Source organism: Streptomyces inusitatus (assembly GCF_014651115.1).
In the GTDB taxonomy this organism is placed as follows: Bacteria; Actinomycetota; Actinomycetes; order Streptomycetales; family Streptomycetaceae; genus Streptomyces; species Streptomyces amakusaensis.
In genome coordinates this window covers 1-24,335 of sequence record NZ_BMWG01000042.1, presented here as the reverse complement: position 1 = coordinate 24,335, position 24,335 = coordinate 1, and the positions used below count along the sequence as shown (strand labels likewise).

The following is a 24,335-nucleotide window of genomic DNA, read 5'->3' as shown; positions in this document are numbered from 1 at the left end:
ACAGCCGAGTCATCGACACCAGCCGGCACCAACACCAGCCACACACCCGACAACCCCACACCAGAAACCTCACCCAGCGGCTTCCACGACACCCGATAACGCCAGGCATCCACCTCCGACTGCACACGCCGATCCCGACGCCACGCAGACAGAGCAGGCACCAGCTCCCCGAGCGACTCCTCACCCACACCCAGCTCAGCGACCAGAGACGAGAGATCCTCACGCTCCACCGCATCCCAGAACCGAGCGTCCTCGCCGCCGACGAGCCCACCGGCGACCGGACCGACCGTCGACAAGACGGTCTGCGGCCAGTAGCGCTGCCGCTGGAAGGCGTACGTCGGCAGATCGACACGCTGCGCCCCGCTTCCGGCGAAGAACGCGGCCCAGTCCACGGCCACCCCGCGCACATGCGCCTGAGCCAGAGCGGTGACGACCGTCTCCGCCTCAGGACGCCCCTTACGCAGAACCGGCAGGAAGGCAACGGCCTCAGCGTGCTCGACGCAGTCCTGGGCCAGGGCGGAGAGAATCCCGTCCGGGCCGAGTTCGAGGTACGAAGTGACCCCGGCCGCTTCGAGGGCACGAACGCCATCGAGGAAACGGACCGCCTCGCGAACATGGCGCACCCAGAAGTCCGCCGAACCCATCTCATCCGTGACAAGGGCACCGGTCAGATTCGAGACGACCGGAATCGTCGGGTTGTCGTACGAAAGCGTCTCGACGACCTTGCGGAAGGCGTCGAGCATGCCGTCCATGTGCGGCGAGTGGAACGCGTGGCTCACCGTAAGCCGCTTGGACTTACGGTCCGGGAACTGCTCCACGATCGCGAGAGCAGCGCTCTCGTCACCCGCGATCACCACCGACTGCGGTCCATTGATCGCGGCGATGCTGACGCGGTCCGTGAGGAGCGGAAGGATCTCCTCCTCGGACGCCTGGACCGCGATCATCACACCACCCGTGGGCAGCGCCTGCATCAACCGGCCACGAGCCGCCACCAGCGTGCAGGCGTCCTCCAGCGAGAACACCCCCGCCACATGTGCCGCAGCGATCTCACCGATCGAATGACCCGACAGGAAGTCCGGCCGCACACCCCACGACTCAAACAGCCGGAAGAGGGCCACCTCAATCGCGAACAACGCCGGCTGCGTCACCGCCGTCTCATCGAGAGCACCGCTCTCAACACCGAACAGTGCTTCCTTCAACGGCACATCAAGATGCGCGCACACCGCGTCCAACGCGTCCGCGAACACCGGATACGCGCCGTACAGCTCACGCCCCATCCCCAGCCGCTGACTCCCCTGCCCCGTAAACAGGAACGCGAGCCCGCCACCCGTCACCGAGGACTGCACCAGACCCGGTACGGGCTCACCCGCCGCCAGTGCGGCCAGGTGGGAGGTCAGCGTGGGGCCGTCGGTGCCGAGGAGGACGGCTCGGTGTTCCAGGGCGGCGCGGCTCGTCGCCAGGGAGTGGGCGAGGTCGAGTGCGCCCGGGGTGCCGGAGGCGGTCACGAGGTCGGTGGCGGTGGTGCGGAGCCGTTCCGCCTGGGCGCGGAGGGCTGCGGGGGTGCGGCCTGAGAGGAGCCACGGCAGCACCGGCAGGGCGCGGGGAGCGCTCGGAGTGTCGGCGCTCTGCGGGGCCGGGGCCGGAACCGGAACCGGGGCCTGCTCGATGATGGCGTGCGCGTTGGTGCCGCTGTAGCCGAACGAGGAGACACCGGCGCGGCGCGGGCGGCCGGTCTCCGGCCACTCCACCGCCTCGGTCAGGAGGGAGATGTCACCGGCGGACCAGTCCACGAAGGGGGTGGGCTCGTCGATGTGGAGGGTCTGCGGAAGCACCCCGTGGCGCATGGCCATGACCATCTTGATGACACCGGCCGCACCGGCCACGGCCTGGGTGTGGCCGATGTTCGACTTCACCGAGCCCAGCCACAGCGGACGGCCCTCGGGCCGCCCCTGGCCGTAGGTGGCGAGGAGCGCCTGCGCCTCGATCGGGTCGCCGAGCGTCGTACCGGTGCCGTGCGCCTCGACGGCGTCGATGTCGGGGGCGGTGAGACCCGCGTCGGCGAGGGCTTCGCGGATGACGCGCTGCTGGGAGGGGCCGTTGGGGGCGGTCAGTCCGTTGGACGCGCCGTCCTGGTTGACGGCGGTGCCGCGTACGACGGCGAGGACGGGGTGGCCGTTGCGCCGCGCGTCGGAGAGGCGCTCCACGAGGAGCATGCCGACGCCTTCGGACCAGCCGGTGCCGTCGGCGGCGGCGGCGAACGCCTTGATCCGGCCGTCGGCGGCGAGGCCGCGCTGGCGGCTGAACTCGGTGAACGCGCCCGGTGTGGACATGATGGTCACCGCGCCTGCGAGCGCCATCGAGCATTCGCCGCGCCGCAGCGCCTGGGCGGCGAGGTGCAGGGTGACGAGGGAGGAGGAGCAGGCGGTGTCGATGGTGACCGCCGGGCCCTCCAGGCCGAAGGTGTAGGAGAGCCGGCCGGATACGACGCTCGCCGCGTTGCCCGTACCCAGGTGGCCTTCGAGGCCGTCGGCGTCGTTCAGCCAGAGCTGGAGGTAGTCCTGTGCGTTGGAGCCGACGAAGACGCCGGTTCGGCTGCCGCGCAGGGCCGTCGGGTCGATCCCGGCGCGTTCGAACGTCTCCCAGGTGGTCTCCAGGAGGATGCGCTGCTGCGGGTCCATGGCGAGGGCCTCGCGCGGCGAGATCCCGAAGAAGGGGGCGTCGAACTCGGCCGCCTCGTGCAGGAAGCCGCCCTCGCGGGCGTAGCTGGTGCCTTCGCGGTCGGGGTCGTCGCTGTAGAGGGTGTCGAGGTCCCAGCCTCGGTCGGCGGGGAAGCCGGTGATGCCGTCGCGGCCGTCGGCGAGCAACTGCCACAGATCTTCGGGGGATTCGACGCCGCCGGGGAAGCGGCAGCTCATCGCGATGATCGCGATGGGGTCGTCGTCCTCGGCGCGGGCGCGGCCCGTCGGTGCGAGGGCCGTGCCCGGTATGGCCGCCGGGTCGAGGGCTGCGGTGAGGTCGCCGACGAGTTCGTCGCGCAGATGGGCGGCGAGCGCGGCGGCGGTCGGGTAGTCGAAGACGAGGGTGGCGGGCAGTCGGCGGCCGGTGGCGTCGCCGAGGAGGTTGCGCAGTTCGACGGCGGTGAGCGAGTCGAAGCCGAGTTCCTTGAAGGAGCGGCCGGGCTCGACGGAGGCAGGTCCCGGGTAGCCGAGTGCCGTGGCGACCTGTCGGCGGACCAGTTCGAGGAGGGTACGGTCCTGTTCGGCGGCGGAGAGCGCGGCGAGGCGCTGTCGCAGACCGGACTCACCTGCGGAACCGGCCGTTCCGCGCGCGGTTCGGCGGGCGGGCACTCGTACGAGGCCTCGCAGCAGGGGTGACATCGTGCCGGCGGCGGCCTGGGTGCGCAGGGCGGTGAGGTCGGCGCGCATCAGGACCGGGGCGGCGTGGCCGGTGCGGTGGGCGAGGTCGAAGAGTGTGAGGCCTTCGTCCGAGGAGAGGGGGGGCAGCCCGGCCCGCCGCATCCGGGTGATGTCGGCCTGGTCGAGTCCGCCCGCCATGCCCGCGCTGTCGGCCCACAGTGCCCAGGCCATGGAGGTGGCGGCGAGTCCCTGGGCGTGCCGGTGGTGGGCGAGGGCGTCGAGGAAGATGTTGGCGGCGGCGTAGTTGCCCTGTCCGGGGCCGCCGAAGACACCGGCGATGGAGGAGAAGAGGACGAAGGCGGAGAGGTCGAGGCCGTGGGTCAGCTCGTGCAGATTCCAGGCCGCGTCGACCTTGGGGCGCAGCACGGCGGAGAGCCGTTCGGGGGTGAGGGAGGAGAGCACTCCGTCGTCGAGCACACCGGCGGTGTGGATGACGGCTCCGAGCGGGTGTTCGGCGGGGACGGCGGCCAGTGCGGCGGCGAGGGCGTCCCGGTCGGCCGCGTCGCAGGCCGCCCAGGTGACGGACGCGCCCGCTTCGGTCAGGTCCGTGGTGAGCTGTTCCGCTTCGGGGGTGTCGCCGCCTCGGCGGCCCATCAGCAGCAGGTGCCGTACGCCGTGTTCGGCGACGATCCGGCGGGCGACGAGTCCGCCCAGCATGCCGCCGGCGCCGGTGATGAGGACGGTGGCGTCGGGGGCGTACGGGGTGGTGTCCTGCGGAGCGGCGGTGATCCGGGCGAGTCGCGGGGCGAGCACGGAGCCCGCGCGCAGGGCGAGCTGCGGCTCGTCGGCGGCGAGGGCGGCGGCCAGGGCTGCGGGCAGGGCGTTTACGGAGGCGTCCTGGCCGTCGGTGTCGATCAGCAGCAGCCGGTCCGGGTGCTCGGACTGGGCCGAGCCGAGCAGTCCTCGTACGGCGGCGTTGACGGGGTCGGTGAGCGGGTCGTCGTCGGCTGCGGCGACCGCGCCCCGGGTGAGGACGACGAGGCGGGTGGCGGCGAAGCGCTCGCCGGTGAAGGGCTCGTCGCCGAGCCAGGTCCGCGCTGTTTCGAGGGCGTGGCGGGTGGCTTGGTGCACGGCTTCGGCGGAGATGTCGGCGGCCGGTGCGTAGCCGATGAGGACGGCGTCGGGCACGTCGGCTCCGGCGTCGACGGCGGCCGCGAGACCGGCCGGATCGGGGTAGGAGGCGACATCGCCGGGCAGTGGGGTGATGCCGTCCAGTGTGCCGAGGACCGCCCAGCGGCCCTGGGGCGTCTCGGTGCCGGGGGCGGTCGGCAGCGGCGTCCACTCGGTGCGGAACGCCGACTCGTGGCGTTCGGCGCCTGCGGACCGGACCTGGTCGGCCGTCACGGTGCGCAGGACGAGGGAGTCGACGGTGGCGACGGGTGAGCCGGTCGTGTCGGCGATCTCCAGGCGTATGCCGCTGGGGCCCGCCGGGGAGAGACGTACGCGCAGTGCCTCGGCACCGGCCGCGTGGAGGGTGACGCCGCTCCAGGCGAAGGGGAGACGGCCTTCGCCGTCGGTGCCGCCGAGTACGCCGAGCCCGAGGGTGTGGAGTGCGGCGTCGAGCAGGGCGGGGTGGAGTCCGAAGTCGCGTGCGGCGGCGGCGTTCTCCTCGGGCAGGGCGACTTCCGCGTAGACGCTGTCGCCGTGCCGCCATGCGGCGGTGAGCCCGCGGAACACCGGTCCGTAGGCCATGCCGACCTCGACGAGGTCCGGGTACAGGCTGTCGGTGGGGATGACCTCCGCGCCCGCCGGGGGCCACTGGGCGGGCATCGCGTCCGGCTGGGCCGTGCCCTGGGCGAGGACACCGCCGGCGTGCCGGGTCCACGGTTCGTCGGCGGCACTGTCCTGGGTGCGGGAAGAGAGCGTGAACGCACGGCGTCCGCTGCCGTCCGCGTCCGGGGTGCCCACATGTATCTGCACCTGTATCGCGCCGCGCTCGGGGAGTACGAGCGGCGCTTCCAGCGCCAGTTCCTCCACGGTGTCACAGCCGACCTGGTCACCGGCCCGGATCGCGAGCTCCACGAAGGCGGTGCCGGGCAGCAGGACGGAGCCCATGACCGTGTGATCGGCCAGCCAGGGGTGAGTGTCGAGGCCGAGACGGCCGGTGAAGAGGAACCCGTCCGAGTCGGCGAGCGCCACCGTGGCCCCGAGCAGCGGGTGCCCGGCCGCCTCCAGTCCTACGGCGCTCAGGTCGCCGGGGCCGGTGGCCGGTGCGATCCAGTAGCGCTGCCGCTGGAAGGCGTACGTGGGAAGGTCGACACGCTGTGCGCCGGTGCCCGCGAAGTACGTCTGCCAGTCGACGGCGATGCCCCGGGTGTGGGCCTTGGCGAGCGCGGCGGTGACCGTCTCGGCCTCGGGGCGCTCCTTGCGGAGTACGGGAATGAAGACCGCGTCCGTACGCTCGGCACACTCCTGGGCGAGGGCGGAGAGGATTCCGTCCGGGCCGAGTTCCACGTACGAGGTGACCCCGGCCGCTTCGAGGGCACGGACGCCGTCGAGGAAGCGGACGGCCTCACGGACATGGCGTACCCAGAAGTCCGCCGAGCCCATCTCGTCCGTGACAAGGGTCCCGGTGAGGTTGGAGACGATCGGAATCTTCGGGTTGTCGTACGAAAAGTTCTCGGCGACTGTACGGAACGCCTCCAGCATGCCGTCCATGTGCGGCGAGTGGAACGCGTGACTGACCGTCAGCCGCTTGGACTTGCGGTCGGCGAACTGCTCGACCACAGCGAGAGCAGCGCTCTCGTCACCCGCGATCACCACAGACTGCGGCCCATTGATCGCGGCGATGCTGACGCGGTCGGTCAGCAGCGGGAGGATCTCGTCCTCCGACGCCTGTACGGCGATCATCACGCCGCCGGTGGGCAGTGCCTGCATCAGACGGCCACGCGCAGCGACCAGCGTGCAGGCATCGGCCAGCGAGAACACACCCGCCACATGCGCCGCAGCGATCTCACCGATCGAATGACCAGACAGGAAGTCCGGCCGCACACCCCACGACTCCAGAAGCCGGAACAGCGCCACCTCAACCGCGAACAGAGCCGGCTGCGTCACCGCCGTCTCATCGAGAGCACCGCTCACATCACCGAACAGTGCTTCCTTCAACGGCACATCAAGACGCGCGCAGATCTCGTCCAGAGCATCCGCGAACACCGGATACGCCTCGTACAGCTCACGACCCATCCCCAGCCGCTGACTCCCCTGCCCCGTAAACAGGAACGCCAACTTCCCGCCCACCGGAGAGCCCTTGACCACACCAGTGGCCGAACCACCGTCGACCAGTGCGGTCAGCCCCGCGAGGAGAGCCTCACGGTCCGCTGCCACGACCACCGCGCGGTCTTCGAAGGATGCCCGACCGGCCGCGAGTGAGTGGGCGATGTCGACCGGGCGGGCCTCGGGATGCCGCTCGACGTGGGCGTACAGTGCGCTCGCCTGGTCGCGCAGGGCGTCCTGCCCCTTGGCCGAGAGCAGCCACGGCACCATCGGCGGGGCGGTGGTCCCGTGCTCCGGGGCCTGGGCCGGGGCAGGCGCCGGGGCCTGCTCGATGATCGTGTGGACATTGGTGCCGCTGACGCCGAAGGCGGAGACGCCGACGCGGCGCGGGCGGCCGGTCTCCGGCCACGCCACGGCCTCCGTCAGAAGCGAGACGCCGCCTGTCGACCAGTCGACATGCGAGGTCGGCCGGTCGACATGGAGGGTCTTCGGAAGCACCCCGTGGCGCATGGCCATGACCATTTTGATGATGCCCGCGACACCGGCGGCGTTCTGGGTGTGGCCGATGTTCGACTTGAGCGAGCCGAGCCAGAGGGGATGGCCCTCGGGCCGGTCCTGGCCGTAGGTGGCAAGGAGCGCCTGTGCCTCGATCGGGTCGCCGAGCGTCGTACCGGTGCCGTGCGCCTCGACGGCGTCGATGTCGGCCGGGGTCAGCCGGGCGCTCTCCAGGGCCTGATGGATGACCCGCTGCTGCGCGGGACCGTTGGGGGCGGTGAGCCCGTTGGACGCGCCGTCCTGGTTGATCGCCGAGCCGCGTACGACGGCGAGGATCTGGTGGCCGTTGCGCCGCGCGTCGGAGAGCCGCTCCACCAGCAGGACGCCGACGCCCTCGGACCAGCCGGTGCCGTCGGCGGACTCGGCGAAGGAACGGCAGCGGCCGTCGGGGGACAGCCCGCGCTGACGGCTGAACTCGACGAAGACGTCGGGGCCTGCGAGCACTGTGACGCCCGCGGCGAGCGCGAGGGAGCACTCGCCCTGACGCAGCGCCTGTACTGCCATGTGCAGGGCGACGGAGGAGGACGAGCAGGCCGTGTCGATGGTGGCTGCCGGGCCCTCAAGACCGAAGACGTAGGCGAGACGGCCGGACACCACGCTGGAGGCGGTGCCGGTGAGGAGGTGGCCCTCCACCCCGTCGGGGAGATCGTGCGAGCCCGCTCCGTACGCGTTGGCGGACGCGCCGACGAAGACTCCCGCCCGGCTGCCGCGCAGGGAGGCGGGATCGATCCCGGCGCGCTCGAAGACCTCCCAGGAGGTTTCGAGGAGAAGACGCTGCTGCGGGTCCATCGCCAGCGCCTCACGCGGCGAGATCCCGAAGAAGCCGGGGTCGAAGTCGGCCGCGTCGTGGAGGAAGCCGCCGTCGCGGGCGTAGGTGGTGCCCTCGTGGTCGGGGTCGGGGTCGTACAGCGACTCGATGTCCCAGCCGCGGTTGACGGGGAAGCCCGAAATGGCGTCGCCGCCGTTCTCGACGAGGCTCCACAGCTCCTCGGGCGAGCGGACGCCGCCGGGGAAGCGGCAGCTCATGCCGACGATCGCGATCGGTTCACGCGCGGCGTCGGTCAGCTCTTGGTTCCGGCGACGCAGCCGCTCGGCTTCCTTCAGGGAGGCCCGCAGCGCTACAACGACTTTTTCGTTGGGGGTTGTCATCACTTACTCCGCACTTCGGGCGCGTCAGGAACGGTTGCTGTCGTTGTCGTTGTCGGGGCCGCTGAGCCCGTCGAGATCGAGATCGTGATCGTCGAGGTCGCCGAGAGCCAGACCGAGGAGGTCTTCGAGATCCATCGAGTCGATGGAGGAGTCGTCGAGGGAGTCGCCCTCGACGGCGGGGCTCGTGGCGTCGGCGGGGGTGTCGGGTCCGGCGAGCCGCAGAAGAGTGTCCAGCAGCCCTGCCTGGCGGATCCGGCCCAGGGGGATGGTGGCCAGCGTCCGGCGCAGCTCCACCTCCTGCGGATCGGTGCCGGCGGCGGGGCCGACGGGGTCGCCGGTCCGCTGCGGGAAGAGGGTGTGCAGCAGATGCCCGGCCAGCGCCCGCGGGTTGGGGTGGTCGAAGACGAGGCTGGTGGGAAGCCTCAGGTCGCACGCCTCGCCCAGTCGGTTCCGCAGTTCGACGGCGGTCAGCGAGTCGAAGCCGAGATCCTTGAAGGCCCGGTCGGGTGCGACCTCTTCGGCGGACGTGTGGCCGAGTGCGGCTGCGACCTGCTCGCGCACGAGCCCGAGCAGCGCTTCCTCCCGGTCGTTCGCCGGGAGCTCCGAGATGCGCCGGAGCACGGCGGGCGTGCCGCCTTCGGCGGTCCCGGCGGTACCTTCGGCGGCCGTGGCGCTGGTGCGCAGCGCTTCCCGGACCTCGGGCAGTTCGCCGATGAGCGGCCGGGGCCGGGCGGCGGCGAACACGGGGGCGAAGCGGGCCCAGTCGACGTCCGCGACGGTCAGGGCCGCGTCCGGGCCGGTGACCGCGCGCTCCAGCGCCAGCAGGTTGGACGCCGGGTCCATGGGCGGCAGTCCTCGGCGGCGCAGCTGCTCCTCCGCGTCGCCCTCAGCCGCCATGCCGCCGTCGGCCCACGGGCCCCAGGCGATGGCCGTGGCGGTGAGGCCGCGGGCCCTGCGGTGTTCGGCGAGCGTGTCGAGGAAGGCGTTGGCCGCCGCGTACGCGCCCTGGCCGCCGCTGCCCCAGATGCCGGCGATGGAGGAGAAGAGGATGAACGCGTCGAGGGAGTCCGGGGTGTCGAACAGGGCGTCGAGGTGGATCGCTCCGGCGGTCTTCGCGGCCACGACGTGGGCGAAGCCGGGGAGGTCGGTTCCGGTGCCGGGAGGCTGGGAGACACCGGCGGCGTGGACCACGGCGCGTACCGGGGTGCCGTCGGCGGCGAGCCGTGCGACGAGGGTTTCGAGCGCGGCCCGGTCGGCGACATCGCAGGCCGCCAGGGTGACGGCCGCGCCGAGCGCGGACAGTTCCGCCTCGATCTCGGCGGCTCCGGGGGCCTCGGCGCCCCGGCGGCTGACGAGGACGAGATGCTCGGCACCGCGCTCGGCGAGCCGGCGCGCCGTGTGGCGGCCGAGGGCGCCGGTGCCGCCGGTGATGAGCACTGTGCCGCGCGGGGTCCATGCGGCCCTGGCCGGGCCGCCCCGCGCCGTGGCGCGTTCCAGCCGTCGTACGAGGGTGCCCGAGGCGCGGACAGCGATCTGGTCCTCGGCTCCGGTTCCGGCTCCGGCTCCGGCTCCGGCGAGCGCTGTCATGAGCCGGTCCAGGTCGCGGTCGTCGCAGGTGAGCGGCGCGTCGATGAGCCCGCCCCAACGGTCGGGGTGCTCCAGGGCGAGTGTCCGGCCGAGGCCCCAGACCTGCGCCTGCGCGGCCCCGCTCAGAGTGTCGGATTCGACGGCGGCGACGGCGTCCCGTGTGACGCACCACAGGGGCGCTTCGATGCCTTCGATGCCTTCGGTCGCTTCCGCCAGCGCGGCCGTGAGCGCGAGGCCGACGGGAACACCGGGGTGCTCGGGGTGCGGTCGCTCGTCCAGCGCGAGCAGGGACAGAACGCCTGCGAGCACCGGCGCGTCCTCGCCGGACGCCTCACGCAGCCGCTCGCGCAGCAGCGCGGCGAGCGCGGCGGGGTCGCTGTCGGACGCGTCGACCGTCACCGGTACGAGCCGCGCGCCGCCTTCGCGCATCCGGTCGGTGAGGGCACCGGCCCAGGGGTCCTCCGCATGCGATACGGGCAGTACCGCCAGCCAGGTGCCCGCGGGTGTGCCGGGCTCCGCCCCGGACCACGGCCGCCACGCGATGCGGTACCGGTGGGCGTCCGCCAGCGACCGCGACCGCTCGTCCCGCCGCCAGGCGGACAGCGCGGGCAGTACGTCACTGAGCGGCCGGTCCCCGTCGAACTCCAGCTCATCGGCGAGCGATGCCAGATCCGCCCGCTCGACCGCGTCCCAGAATCGTGCGTCCACCTCACTGCCCGCCACCCCGGCCACCACCGGCCCGTGCGGCCCGGCGGCCGGCTCGGGCCAGTAGCGCTTGCCCTGGAAGGCGTACGTGGGCAGGTCGACGCGCTGTGCGCCGGTGTCCGCGAAGTACGTCTGCCAGTCGACGGCGATGCCCCGGGTGTGGGCCTTGGCGAGCGCGGTGACGATCGTCTCGGCCTCGGGACGGTCCTTGCGGAGTACGGGAATGAAGACCGCGTCCGTACGCTCGGCGCACTCCTGGGCCAGGGCGGAGAGGATCCCGTCCGGGCCGAGTTCCACGTACGAGGTGACCCCGGCCGCTTCGAGGGCACGGACGCCGTCGAGGAAACGGACCGCCTCACGGACATGGCGTACCCAGAAGTCGGGGGTCGACATGTCGTCCGTGACGAGGGCGCCGGTGAGGTTCGAGACGATCGGAATCTTCGGGTTGTCATACGAAAGATTCTCGATCGCTGTACGGAACGCCTCCAGCATCCCGTCCATGTGCGGCGAGTGGAACGCATGGCTCACCGTCAGCCGCTTCGACTTACGGTCACCGAACTGCTCAATGATCTTGGCAGCGGCATCCTCGTCACCGGCGATCACCACCGACTGCGGGCCGTTGATCGCGGCAATGCTCACCCGGTCCGTGAGGAGCGGGAGGACCTCGTCCTCCGACGCCTGGACCGCGATCATCACGCCACCCGAAGGCAGCGCCTGCATCAACCGGCCACGAGCGGCGACCAGTTCACAGGCGTCCTCCAACGAGAACACACCCGCCACATGCGCGGCGGCGATCTCACCGATCGAGTGACCGGACAGGAAGTCGGGACGCACGCCCCACGACTCCAGGAGCCGGAAAAGGGCCACCTCAATCGCGAACAGGGCGGGCTGGGTGACGGCCGTCTGATCGAGAGCACCGCTCTCATCACCGAACAGTGCTTCCTTCAACGACACATCGAGATCAAAGCGGGCACACACCGCATCCAGAGCCCGAGCGAAGGCCGGATACGCCTCATACAGCTCACGACCCATCCCCAGCCGCTGACTCCCCTGCCCCGTAAACAGGAACGCGAGCCCACCACCCGTCACCGTGGACCGGACGAGACCCGGCGCGGGCTCCCCCGCCGCGAGCGCGGCGAGTGCGCGCGTCAGAGCGCTGTGGTCGGCGGCGACGATCGCCGCTCGGTGTTCGAGTGCCGCGCGTCCCGTCGCCAAGGAGTGGGCGAGGTCGGTGCCCCGGGGGCCGTCGGCGGCCTGGACCGCCGGCAGGAGCCGGCCGGCCTGGGCGCGGAGAGCTTCCGCGCTCTTGCCGGAGAGCAGGTACGGCAGGGGGCCGGACGGCGCGGCGGCCGTCGGCGACGCGATCGGCGCGGTGTCGGCCTCGGGGGCCTGCTCAATGATGGTGTGGGCGTTCGTACCACTGATGCCGAACGACGAGACACCCGCTCGCCAGGGCCGTTCGGTGACCGGCCATTCGACGGCCTCCGTCAGAAGGGCGATGTCACCTGCCGACCAGTCCACCTGCGGCGAGGGCTCGTCGATGTGCAGGCTCTTCGGCAGCACGCCGTGCCGCATGGCCATCACCATCTTGATGACGCCCGCGACACCGGCCGCCGCCTGCGTGTGCCCGATGTTGGACTTCACCGAGCCGAGCAGCAGCGGACGGTCCTCTGACCGGTCCTGACCATAGGTGGCAAGGAGTGCCTGCGCCTCGATCGGGTCACCCAGCCGGGTACCCGTGCCGTGCGCCTCCACCGCATCCACATCAGCGGCGGACAGACCGGCACTCGCCAGCGCCTGACGAATCACCCGCTGCTGGGAGGGGCCATTGGGGGCCGTCAGACCATTGGACGCACCGTCCTGGTTGACCGCCGAACCACGGACCACCGCGAGGACCGGATGGCCATTGCGCCGAGCATCCGACAGCCGCTCCACCAGCAGCATGCCGACACCCTCACCCCAACCCGTACCGTCGGCAGCCGCCGAGAAGGACTTGCAACGGCCGTCGGGCGAGAGGCCGCCCTGCTGGCTGAACTCGCTGAAGGTGCTGGGGGTGGACATCACCGTCACACCACCGGCCAGCGCCATCGTGCACTCGCCGTTGCGCAGTGCCTGGATCGCCCAGTGCAGCGCGACCAGCGACGACGAGCAGGCCGTGTCGACGGTGACCGCCGGGCCCTCCAGGCCGAAGGCGTAGGAGACCCGGCCGGAGGCGATGCTGCCCGCGTTGCCGGTCATCACATGGCCGAGGACGCCCTCCGTGCCGGACTGCTCCAGCTGTGCGTCGTAACCGCTGTACGCGGCTCCGACGAACACCCCGGCGCGGCTGCCGCGCAGGGAGACGGGGTCGATGCCCGCCCGTTCGATCGCCTCCCAGGAGGTTTCGAGGAGAAGACGCTGCTGAGGGTCCATGGCGAGGGCCTCGCGCGGCGAGATCCCGAAGAAGTCAGCGTCGAAGGTGTCGGCGTCGTACAGGAAGCCGCCCTTGAAGGCCGGGCCGCCGTCGGCGTCGTACAGGCCTTCCGTGTCCCATCCCCGGTTGCCGGGAAGGCCGGCGATCGCGTCGCCCCCGCTCGCCACGAGCCGCCACAGCTCCTCGGGGGAACGGACTCCTCCGGGGAAGCGGCAGCTCATCGCGACGATCGCGACAGGGTCGTCGGCGAGGCTCGTACCGGCGGCGGTGAGCGCTCCCCGCCCGTCGGTCTCGTGCTCGTCCTGCGGCTCGCCGAGGAGTTCGGTGCGCAGCTGCCGTACGAGCGCGGTGGGCGACGGGTGGTCGAAGACGAGGGTGGTGGCCAGCCGCAGGCCGGTGGCGGCCCCCAGCCGGTTGCGCAGTTCGACGGCGGTCAGCGAGTCGAAGCCGAGTTCCTTGAAGGCGCGGGTGGGCTCGATCTGTTCGGCGGACGAGTGGCCGAGGACGGAGGCGACCTGGGTGCGTACGAGATCGAGCAGCGCCCGGTCCCGCTCGGGGCCGGTGAGCCTGCTCAGCCGCTCGGCCAGCGGCGTACCGCCGTCGGTACGGGTCCGGGCGGTGCGCCGGCCGCCCGCGCCGAGGAGGGCACGGAAGATCGGGGCGACCGGTCCTGGGCCGCCCCCGGTGCGCAGCGCGGGGAGGTTCAGCCTGGCCGGGACGAGTACGGGCCGGTCGGCGGCGGCGAGCGCGGCGTCGAGGAGGCGCATGCCTTCGAGGGCGGTGAGCGCGCCCATGCCGTGCTGTTCCATGCGCCGCAGCTGGGCCTTGTCCAGACCGCCGGTCATTCCGCTCGCGTCGGCCCACAGGCCCCAGGCGAGCGAGGTGCCCGGGAGTCCCTGGGCGTGCCGGTGCTGGGCGAGTGCGTCGAGGAAGACGTTGGCGGCGGCGTAGTTGCCCTGTCCCGCGCTGCCGAGTGTGCCCGCGATCGCGGAGAAGAGGACGAAGGCGGACAGGGGGAGTTCGCGGGTGAGTTCGTGGAGGTGGAGGGCGGCGTCGGCCTTGGGCCGCAGGACGGCGGAGAGCCGCTCCGGGGTGAGGGACTCGACGACGCCGTCGTCGAGGACTCCGGCGGTGTGGACGACGGCGGTCAGCGGGCGGTCTTCCGGCACGGCGGCCAGTACGGCGGCGAGCGCGTCCCGGTCGGCCGCGTCACACGCCGCCCACTGGACCTCCGCACCGAGACCGGCCAGCTCCGCCGTGCGTTCGGCGGCACCGGGGGCGTCGGAGCCCCGGCGGCTGAGGAGGAGCAGATGGCGGATTCCGTGGACGGTGGCGAGATGGCGGGCGACGATTCCGGCGAGGGTGCCGGAGCCGCCGGTGATCAGGACGGTGCCGTTGGGGTCGAGCGGCGCGGTCGCGGCCGCGGCCGTCGTACGGGCTCGGTTCAGCCTGGGCACCTGTACGGTGCCGGGCCGCAGCAGCAGTTCCGGTTCGTCGGAGGTGAGGGCGGCGGTCAGCGCGTCCTGGACCTCTTGGCCGTCCGGGGCGGGAGGCAGGTCCGCGAGGACGAATCGTCCGGGGTTCTCGGTCTCCGCCGAGCGCACCAGGCCCCACACCGCCGCGTGCGGCAGGTCGGCGACGCCCTCGCCGGGCCCGGCGACCGCGCCCCTGGTCATGACGACGAGCTTCGACGCCGTGAACCGGTCGTCGGCCAGCCAGCTCCGCACCAGGGCGAGCGCCCGGTGCGTGGCCGCGCCCGCGGTTCCGGCACGGTCGGCATCGGCATCGGCATCGGCGTCCGGGGTCAGCGGGACGAGGACATGGCCGGGTACGGGTGTGCCCGCGTCGACGGCCTCGCCCAGCGCGGCCAGGTCCGCGTATCGCGCGGCCGGGCCGAAGCCTGCGGAGCCCAGTACCGCCCACTCTCCCTCTCCCGGAGACGCTGTCGTCGCCTCGGCGATAGGGAAGGGGGTCCAGTCGAGCTGGAAGAGCGACTCGTGGGGCGCGGCGGGGGCGTCGGCGGGTGTCGCCGACGCGAAGGGGCGCGGGGTCAAGGAGCCCACGGTGGCAACGGGTTCGCCGAGGTCGTCGGCGAGTTCCAGGGCGAATGCCCCGTCGTCGGCGGCGCTTATCCGCACCCGGAGGGCTCCGGCGCCCACCGCGTGCAGGGTCACGTCCGACCAGGAGCCCGGCTCATCGTTGTGACGAGCGGGCGCGTCCCGGTCGGCGTCCAGGGCGACGGCCACATGCGCGGCGGCGTCGAGCAGTACGGGGTGCAGGCCGAAGCCGGTTCCCTCCGGGCCGCCCTCGGGCAGCCGCACCTCGGCGAAGAGGTCGCCCTCGTGCCGCCAGACGGCCTCCACGGCCCGGAACAGCGGGCCGCGCTCGGGGCCGCTCGGGGCCGTACCGGCTTCGGCCGTCTCCTCGTACGCGTACAGGCTCGCGATGTCCACGGCCTCGGCCCCCGCCGGGGGCCACTGCGCCGGGCCGAACGGCCGCGCGGCCGGCCCGGTGCGGGCGAGGACGCCGTGGGCGTGGCGGATCCAGGGGATGTCGGCGGAGGCGTCGGCGGGCGCGGCCTCGGGGCGGGAGGAGACGGTGACGGGACGCCGACCGCTTTCGTCGGGGCCGCCGACGAGCACCTGGAGCCTGACGGCGCCTTCCGCTGGCAGGGCCAGCGGCGCGTCGAGGACCAGCTTCTCAAGGTGCCGGCAGTCGGCTTCGTCACCGGCGCGCACCGCCAGTTCGACGAAGGCCGCGCCGGGCAGCACAGCGGCTCCGGCCGCGGTGTGCTCGGCGAGCCAGGGGTGGGTGCGCAGCGAGAGCCGGCCGGTGAACAGCACACTCTCGGATTCGGCCAGGGTGACGGCGGCTCCGAGCAGCGGATGCGCGGCCGGGTCCAGCCCCGCCCCGCTCACATCGCCGGTGCCGGCCGCCGCGGGCTCCAGCCAGTACCGCTCGTGCTGGAAGGCGTACGTCGGCAGCTCCACGCGCCGCGCGCCGGTCCCGGCGAAGTACGCCTCCCAGTCCACCGGCACACCTTGGACATGAGCCCGGGCCAGCGCCTCGATCAGCGTCTCGGCCTCCGGGCGGGCGGCCCGGAGGACGGGAACGAAGAGGGACTCATCGCCTGTCACACAGTCCTGGGCGAGGGCGGAGAGGATTCCGTCCGGGCCGAGTTCGAGGTACGAGGTGACTCCGGCGGCTTCGAGGGCGCGGACGCCGTCGAGGAAGCGGACGGCCTCGCGGACATGGCGTACCCAGAACTCGGGAGTCGACATGTCGTCGCCGACCAGTGCGCCGGTGAGGTTCGAGACGACCGGAATCTTCGGGTTGTCGTACGAAAGATTCTCGATCGCTGTACGGAACGCCTCCAGCATGCCGTCCATGTGCGGCGAGTGGAACGCGTGGCTCACCGTCAGCCGCTTCGACTTACGGTCACCGAACTGCTCAATGATCTTGACGGCGGCATCCTCGTCACCGGCGATCACCACCGACTGCGGACCGTTGATCGCCGCGATGCTGACGCGGTCGGTGAGGAGCGGGAGGACCTCGTCCTCCGACGCCTGTACGGCGATCATCACGCCGCCGGTGGGCAGCGCCTGCATCAACCGGCCACGAGCCGCCACCAAGGTGCAGGCATCCTCCAGCGAGAACACACCCGCCACATGCGCGGCGGCGATCTCACCAATGGAGTGACCGGACAGGAAGTCCGGCCGCACACCCCACGACTCCAGGAGCCGGAAAAGGGCCACCTCAATCGCGAACAGCGCGGGCTGAGTCACCGCCGTCTCATCGAGAGCACCGCTCACATCACCGAACAGTGCTTCCTTCAGCGACAGTTCGGGAGCGAACCCGGCGCACACCTCATCCAGAGCCCGAGCGAACACCGGATACGCCTCGTACAGCTCACGCCCCATCCCCGCACGCTGACTCCCCTGCCCCGTAAACAGGAACGCCACCCGCTGTTCGGTGGCGGTCCCCGTCACCAGGCCGTTGGCCCGCTCGCCGTCGGCGAGCGCGGTGAGGGCCGCGCCGAGGTCGCCCTCGGAGCGGCCGACGAGCACGGCGCGGTGCTCCAGCGTGGCGCGGGTGGTGGCGAGTGAGTGGCCGATGTCGAGTGGGCTGCCGTGGGCGTCGAGCAGCCGGGCGGCCTGGGCGCGGAGCGCGGCGGCGGACCGGCCCGACAGGATCCAGGGCAGGATCGCGGGAGCGACGGCGGGGCGGGGGGCCTCGCCCGTCGGCGTCTCGTCGGGCTCGGGGGCCTGCTCGATGATGGTGTGGGCGTTGGTGCCGCTGACGCCGAACGCGGAGACGGCGGCCCGGCGCGGGGCGCCGGTCTCCGGCCAGTCCATCGCCTCGGTGAGCAGGGCGACGTCCCCCGCCGACCAGTCGACGTCCGGGGTGGGCTCATCGATGTGCAGGGACTTGGGCAGCGTGCCGTGGCGCATCGCCATGACCATCTTGATGATGCCCGCGACACCGGCGGCGGCCTGCGTATGCCCCAGGTTGGACTTGAGCGAGCCGAGCCGCAGGGGACGGCCGGCCGGCCGGTCCTGGCCGTAGGTGGCAAGCAGCGCCTGCGCCTCGATCGGGTCGCCCAGCGTCGTACCCGTACCGTGCGCCTCGACGGCGTCGACCTCGGCAGGCGACAGCCGGGCGTTCTCCAGCGCCTGGCGGATGACCCGCTGCTGCGCCGGACCGTTGGGTGCGGTGAGCCCGTTGGACGCGCCGTCCTGGTTGACGGCGGAGCCGCGTACGACCGCGAGAACCTGGTGGCCGTTGCGCCGCGCGTCCGAGAGGCGCTCGACGAGAAGCACGCCGACGCCCTCGGACCAGCCGGTGCCGTCGGCGGCGGCGGCGAAGGACCTGCAGCGGCCGTCGGCGGCAAGACCGCGCTGACGGCTGAACTCGACGAAGACATCGGGGGTGGGCATCACGCACACACCGCCGACCAGGGCGAGCGTGCACTCACCGGCGCGCAGCGCCTGGGTGGCGAGGTGCAGGGCGACGAGGGAGGAGGAGCAGGCGGTGTCGATGGTGGCGGCGGGGCCCTCCAAACCGAAGACATAGCTGACCCGGCCGGACAGCACGCTGGTCGCGCCGCCGGTCAGCAGCAGCCCTTCGAGGCCTTCCGGAACCTCCTTCAGATCGGCTCCGTAGCCCATGGCCCCCGCGCCGACATAGACACCGGTCCGGCTGCCGCGCACGGAGGAGGGGTCGATGCCCGCCCGCTCGAAGACCTCCCACGAGGCCTCCAGGAGCTGACGCTGCTGGGGGTCCATCGCGAGCGCCTCGCGCGGCGATATGCCGAAGAATCCGGGGTCAAAAGCGGTGGCGTCGTCCAGGAATCCGCCGCCGGTGTTGTAGAAAGTGCCCTTTCGGTCCGGGTCCGGATCGGCGAGGGACTCGATGTCCCAGCCACGGTCCTCCGGGAATCCGGTGATGGCGTCACCACCCGATTCGACCAGTCGCCACAATTCCTCGGGGGAACGCACCCCCTGGGGGAATCGGCAGCTCATCGCGACGATCGCGATCGGCTCCTGGGCATCGGCCTCGACCTCTTGGAGGCGGCGTCGGGCCCGACGCAGCTCAGTGGTCATCCACTTCAGGTTTTCGAGAAGCTTTTCTTCGTTCGCGCTGGCCACTGGAACGTCACCCCCTGGGGAAGTACGGAATGCGTGCGGACACAGATTCGGACACGGAGTCGGATACGGACTCAGACATGGATTCGGGCATCGGATCGGTCATCAGGTCAGGCTTTTCCGAATTCGTTGTTGATGATGTCGAAGAGGTCGTCGGCGGACGCCGACTCGATTTCGAGCTCTTCGTCCTCTCCGATGGCCGCTCGTTCTGCCTTGTTCCAGTTCTGGAGGAGTGATTCGAGCCGCGCGGTGACACGGGCGCGTTCGGTGGTGTCGTCGGGCACCGACGAGAGGAGGAACTCCAGCTTGTCGATCTCCGCGAGCGCCGGGAGTCCCGGTTCGGTTTCCTCGCCGAGGAGTTCGGCCCGGATGTGGGCGGCCAGCGCGGCCGTCGTCGGGTAGTCGAAGACCAGGGTGGCGGGCAGCCGCAGCCCGGTGGCGGACTTGAGGCGGTTGCGCAGTTCGACCGCGGTGAGCGAGTCAAAGCCCAGCTCCTTGAACGCGCGCCCCGCCTCGATCGTCGCCGCACCCTCGTGCCCGAGTACATCGGCGACCTGCGCGCGGACGAGGTCGAGCACCGCCCGTTCCGCGTCCGGGCCGCTGAGGCCCCGCAGCTCCGCCTCGAATCCGGCGGTCTCGGCGGCCTCGGCGCGCTCGTCCTCCCGCTCGGCGGCGAGCACACGGCGCACCTCGGGAAGGTCCGCGATCAGCGGGCGGGGACGGGCGGCGGTGAAGGCGGGGACGAACAGGTCCCAGTCGACGTCGGCGACCGTCAGCGCGGTCTCGTCGCCGTCCAGCGCCTGCTGGAGAGCGACGATCGCCAGCTCCGGCGACATGACGGGCAGCCCCCGGCGGCGCAGCTCCTCCGCCGCCTCGTCGTCGGCGACCAGTCCGCCCTGTCCCCACGGGCCCCAGGCCACCGAGGTGGCCGTCGCTCCCCGGTCGCGGCGCTGCTGCGCCAGCGCGTCGAGGTGGGCGTTGGCGGCGGCGTACGCGCCCTGTCCGCCACTGCCCCACACACCGGCGATGGAGGAGAACAGCACGAAGGCGTCCAGCTCGGTGTCGGCCAGCAGTTCGTCCAAGTGCGCCGCGCCCGCGACCTTGGCGGCGACGACGTCGGCGACATCGGCGGGGCCGGTCTCCGCGAGCGGTGCGAACTGGCCCGCGCCCGCGGTGTGGAAGACGGCGGTGAGTCCACTCCCCCGCCCGCTTCCCCGTTCGTCCTCGGCGAGGCCCGCGAGCAGGGCGGAGACCGCCTCACGGTCGGTCACGTCACAGGCGACCGCCGTGGCGCGCCCGCCGAGCCCGGCGACCTCCGCGACCAGGGCGTCCGCACCGGGTGCGGCCGGTCCGCGACGGCTCGCGAGCACCACGTGCTCCGCGCCGTTCGCCGCGAGCCAGCGGGCGACATGCGCGCCGAGCGCTCCCGTACCGCCGGTCACGAGGACCGTGCCCCGGGGCCGCCAGTGCGCGCGGCCCGCCGCGTCGCCAGAGCCGGAGCCGGAGCCGGCCGTCGCCGCCGGGGCGTGTCCGATGCGCCGGACGAGCGGGCCTGCGGCCCGTATCGCGATCTGGTCCTCGTCGCCCGCGTCCGCGAGGACGGCGAGCAGCCGCTCGGCGGTGCGTCCGTCGAGTGTGCCGGGCAGGTCCACGAGACCGCCCCAGCGCTCGGGGTGCTCCAGCGCGACGACCCGGCCGAGGCCCCAGGTCTGCGCCTGCGCGGCGCTCCTGATCCGGTCGGACGGGGTGGTCGCCACGGCTCCGGAGGTGAGGCACCACAGCGGAGCGTCGACTTCCGCGTCCCCCAGCGCCTGGACGAGAACCCCGGTCAGCAACAGCCCCGCAGGAACCGCCGAGTGGGCGGGGTGCGGGTGCTCCGCGAGCGCCAGCAGGGACAGTACGCCGTCGGCCCGGCCGCCCGCGAGCGCGTCGGCGAGCCGCTCGGCCACGGCCGCCCGGCCGCCCGTGCCGTTCTCGGTCACGGCCTCGTCGAGCGTCACTTGCCGTACGTCCACACCGTGTGCCACGAGGGCTTCGGACACGGCCCGGAGATCGTCGGCACCGGTCGCGGGCGTCACGACGAGCCAGGTCCCCGAGGGCCGGGAGACAGCCGGCTCGGCCATCGGCTTCCAGGTGACGGAGTAGCGGCGGCCGTCGACCACCGACTGCTCCCGCCTCTGCCGCCGCCAGGCCGACAGCGCCGGCATCAGAGCGCTCAGCGGCTGATCCGCGTCGATGTCCAGGGTCGCGGTGAGCGCGGCGAGATCCGCGTTGTCCACCGCCGCCCAGAACTCCGCGTCCACCGCCCCCAGAGCCCCACCGCCGGTCTCACCGGCCACCGTCGCCGGGGCCTCCTCCAGCCAGTAGCGCTTGCCCTGGAAGGCGTACGTGGGCAGGTCGACGCGCTGTGCGCCGGTCCCGGCGAAGTACGTCTGCCAGTCGACGGCGATGCCCCGGGTGTGGGCCTTGGCGAGCGCGGTGACAATCGTCTCGGCCTCGGGACGGTCCTTGCGGAGTACGGGGATGAAGGCCGCGTCCGTACGCTCGGCGCACTCCTGGGCCAGGGCGGAGAGGATCCCGTCCGGGCCGAGTTCGAGGTACGAGGTGACCCCGGCCGCTTCGAGGGCACGGATGCCGTCGAGGAAACGGACCGCCTCGCGAACGTGGCGCACCCAGAAGTCCGCCGAGCCCATCTCGTCCGTGACAAGGGCGCCGGTGAGGTTCGAGACGACCGGAATCTTCGGCTTGTCGTACGAAAGATTCTCGATCGCTGTACGGAACGCCTCCAGCATCCCGTCCATGTGCGGCGAGTGGAACGCATGGCTCACCGTAAGACGCTTCGACTTACGGTCACCGAACTGCTCAATGATCTTGGCAGCGGCATCCTCGTCACCCGCGATCACGACCGACTGCGGGCCATTGATCGCGGCGATGCTCACCCGGTCCGTGAGCAGCGGGAAGACCTCGTCCTCCGACGCCTGGACCGCAATCATCACACCGCCGGTGGGCAGTGCCTGCATCAACCGGCCACGAGCCGCCACCAACGTGCACGCATCCTCCAACGAGAACACCCCCGCCACATGCGCGGCGGCGATCTCACCGATCGAGTGACCGGACAGGAAGTCGGGACGCACGCCCCACGACTCAAGCAGCCGGAAAAGGGCCACCTCAATCGCGAACAGAGCCGGCTGCGTCACCGCCGTCTCATCGAGAGCACCGCTCTCAACACTGAACAGTGCTTCCTTCAACGGCACATCAAGATGACCGTCCAGATGCGCGCACACCGCGTCCAACGCGTCCGCGAAGGCCGGATACGCCTCGTACAGCTCACGACCCATCCCCAGCCGCTGACTCCCCTGCCCCGTAAACAGGAACGCGAGCCCGCCGTCAGTGGTCGTGTCCTGGATCAGCCCCGGTGTCCGCTCGCCGGTCGCCAGTGCCTTCAGGGCAGTCAGGAACTCGTCCCGCTCGGTCGCCACGACCACGGCACGCCGGTCCAGCGCCGTGCGCGACGTGGCCAGGGAGTACGCCACATCGGCCGGCTCAAGCAGGGGGTCGGACTCGATACGCGTCCGCAGTCGCTCGGCCTGCGCACGCAGCGCCGCCTCGCTCTTGGCCGAGAGCACCCACGGCACACGGTCGGCCGGGCGCGACCGCTCGGTCTCCTCCGCGTCCTCCACCCCTGGCGGGGCCTGCTCCAGCACGGTGTGGGCGTTCGTACCGCTGAAGCCGAACGACGACACCCCCGCGCGGCGCGGGCGGCCGGTCTCCGGCCACTCCACCGCCTCGGTCAGCAGGGAGATGTCACCCGTCGACCAGTCGACATGCGGAGTCGGCTCATCGACATGCAGAGTCTGCGGCAGCACCCCGTTCTGCATCGCCAGCACCATCTTCATCACCCCGGCGACACCGGCCGCCGCCTGCGTGTGCCCGATGTTCGACTTGATCGAGCCCAGCCACAGCGGACGGTCCTCTGTGCGCTCACGGCCGTACGTAGCCATCAGCGCCTGTGCCTCGATCGGGTCACCGAGCCGAGTGCCCGTGCCGTGGGCCTCCACCGCATCCACATCGGCGGCGGACAGACCGGCACTCGCCAACGCCTGCCGGATCACGCGCTGCTGAGACGGACCATTCGGAGCCGTCAAACCATTCGAAGCACCGTCCTGGTTGACCGCCGAACCACGCACCACCGCGAGAACGGGGTGGCCATTGCGCCGCGCGTCGGAGAGCCGCTCGACGAGGAGCATGCCGACACCCTCACCCCAGCCCGTACCGTCGGCCGCCGCCGCGAACGCCTTGATACGGCCGTCCTCGGCAAGACCGCGCTGACGGCTGAAGTCGATATAGGCACCCGGCGACGACATCACCGTCACACCACCGGCGAGCGCCATGTCGCACTCACCGCTGCGCAGCGCCTGAACCGCCCAGTGCAGCGCCACCAGCGACGCCGAGCAGGCCGTGTCGACCGTGACGGCCGGGCCTTCCAGGCCGAAGGCGTACGACAGCCGGCCCGAGACCACACTCGCCGCGTTGCCCGTACCGAGAAAGCCCTCGATGCCGTCCGGGATCGTCCGCAGCGTCGAACCGTAGTCCTGTCCGTTGGTGCCGACGAAGACACCGGCCTGGCTGCCGCGCAGCGTCGCCGGGTCGATACCCGCCCGCTCGAACGCCTCCCACGAGGTTTCAAGAAGAAGACGCTGCTGAGGATCCATGGCGAGGGCCTCACGCGGCGAAATCCCGAAGAAGTCGGCGTCAAAATCGGCCGCGTCGTACAGGAAGCCGCCCTCACGGGCGTAGAACGTGCCCTGCTTGTCGGGGTCGGGGCTGTAGAGCCGGTCCAGGTCCCAGCCACGGTCGGCCGGGAACTCGCCCATGGCGTCCCCGCCGTTCACCAGCAGCTGCCAGAGGTCTTCCGGGGTGCGTACGCCGCCGGGGAAGCGGCAGCTCATCGCCACGATCGCGATCGGATCGTCATCGGTGGCCACCACGGCGGGAAGCAGCGTGTCCGCGACCTGTTCGGTGCCGAGCAGCTCATCGCGCAGATACTCGGCGAGCGCGGCGGCCGTCGGATAGTCGAAGATCAGCGTGGCCGGCAGCCGTACGCCCGTCGCCGAGCCGAGGCGATTACGCAGTTCGACCGCCGTCAGCGAGTCGAAGCCCAGCTCCTTGAACGCCCGCTCGGCACCTACCGTGTCCGAACCCTCGTGACCGAGAACAGCGGCGACATGCGTACGGACCAGGCCCAGCAGCTCCCGTCGCCGCTCGGCCTCTCCAAGTGCTGCCAGCCGCTCCGCCAGCGTGCCGGCTTCCAGCACCGACGATGCCGTGTCGGCGTTCCCCCCGGCGGACCGGGGCTGGAACAGCTCGTCAAGGAAGCCACTGGGCCGCACGACCGTGAACGCGGGCGCGAACCGCGCCCACTCCACATCGGCCACCAGCAGAGCCGGATCGCCAGAACCAACGCTCCGGCTCAGAACCGTCAGCGCCGCGTCGGGTGACATGGGGGGCAGTCCCTCGCGGCGCATGCGTGCGTCGAGAGCGTCGTCAGCGGCCATACCGCCGTCCGCCCACGGACCCCACGCCAGCGACGTCGCCGCCAGACCATCAGCACGACGCTGCTCGGCCAAAGCATCCAGATAAGCGTTCGCAGCA

Annotated in this window: 3 protein-coding genes; all 3 read right to left on the bottom strand. The window is 71.9% G+C overall.

Annotated elements, in window-relative coordinates; translation table 11 throughout:
• The coding region (locus tag IE247_RS33135) for a type I polyketide synthase (protein ID WP_190127076.1) at window positions 1-8,333 on the bottom strand (8,333 nt) is incomplete at its 3' end.
• 24 nt (window positions 8,334-8,357) lie between these two features.
• Entirely contained in the window at window positions 8,358-18,686 is a 10,329-nt protein-coding gene (locus tag IE247_RS33130) for a type I polyketide synthase (RefSeq protein ID WP_190127075.1), read from the bottom strand.
• Between the two features lie 107 nt (window positions 18,687-18,793).
• A partial coding sequence (locus IE247_RS33125) for a type I polyketide synthase (RefSeq protein ID WP_190127074.1) occupies window positions 18,794-24,335 on the bottom strand: 5,542 nt, incomplete at its 5' end.